Origin of the sequence: Synechococcus sp. H60.1 (genome assembly GCF_047462335.1) — a bacterium.
Lineage (GTDB): Bacteria > Cyanobacteriota > Cyanobacteriia > Thermostichales > Thermostichaceae > Thermostichus.
On sequence record NZ_JANSJA010000079.1, the window covers coordinates 1 to 1,273 of the forward strand.

Below are 1,273 nucleotides of genomic sequence, written 5' to 3' on the forward strand. Positions count from 1 at the left end.
ACAACGGGATCTTTTGGCCCAAGAGATTGCCCGCCTCAATCAAGTTCGCCAAGCAACAGGCTCCGGTAACTTTGCCGCCCACCCGTCTGGGTTTGGAAAGGGATTCAGCTCCACTTCTACCACCAAAGCTGCCGCCACCTCCGCCTCGGCCAACCCCTATGACGAAATCTTTGCAGCCATTGAGGAGAAGGTGAACGACCTAGACGATATGGCAAAAGCGATGGCAGAGCTGGGCTCGCTTGAGGGCAGACGGTAATTCTTCAAGCACCTTCCAAGTCCAGATCCACCTCATGAACCCGCCGCAGGGATCCCTTGTTAAAAGCTGGGAAGCGTAGGTAGGGGTACTGCTCCTTGGCCTGCCGCAGCTCTTGGAAGGCGGGGGCCAGTTGATCTTTGGGGCAGATCCCTGTAACCACACACCAGATCTTGGTGCGTGTCAAGGCCACAAAAGCTTGATTGCGCCGGCGCAGTTGCTCCTCTACACTTAGCCCCGGCTCGGTGGCGTTCTGAAACTGGCAGACGTAGACTTTCCAAGCTTCGTTGCCCTTGGCCCGGAAGATCCCCGACAGGGTGACGTGCCCCGGCAAGCGGAAAATATCCCGATCGGCATCTTCGCCAGCAATGAGGGCGCTAATTCCTCTTTGTTTGAGCCTGGCCTTTAGGCTTTCCCAGTAGGGTCTGCTCCCTCTGAAGCTGGCTACACTTGTAACTAGAAGATCTTCCGGCCGAAAACTCCACTGCTTCAGGTCGCGCTCGATCTGTTGGGCAATCCAATTCTGCTCCTCTTCCTCAGAAGGGAAGGTGCGCCAGACCAGCAGCGACTGGGGATCCACCTTGGGATCAAAGTTTTCTTGATCGACGGGGTGGCAAGCCTTGCGGGTGAGGGTAATTGGGGATCCAGGCTTACGAAAATCACCTTCCACCACTTCGTAACCCAAACCTTCCCACTGCTCTTTTTGGGTGACCCCCTGCAAAGGATGGCCTCCACGCAAAAGACCCATGTTGATGGCATGGGCAGCCATGAGGATGATGTTTGGAGTGCGGTAGCAATGGCGCAGTACGATGGCTCGCCCTCCCAACCGCACTTTGGGTTTGCCCGTCTCGTCGCGCCCGAATAGCTCGGCTGCCCCTGGCACCGTCAACGAGCCAATGCCCTGGGCTTCGTCATAGGCCCAGTAGAGCCGCTTGGGATCCCGTAAAGTTTGATAGGCTAAACGGTAAAAGGCAGGCGGCAAATCTTGACCTTCATCGATCAAGATGGCGTCAAAAAGTT

General features: G+C 56.2%; 2 pseudogenes. One reads left to right on the top strand and one right to left on the bottom strand.

Going from position 1 to position 1,273, the window contains the following annotated elements:
* A pseudogene (locus NW852_RS04520) lies at positions 1–256 on the top strand (hypothetical protein); the annotation flags it as partial.
* A gap of 4 nt (positions 257–260) precedes the next feature.
* Here NW852_RS04520 and NW852_RS04525 read toward each other — a convergent pair.
* Positions 261–1,273: pseudogene (locus tag NW852_RS04525) on the bottom strand (hypothetical protein); the annotation flags it as partial.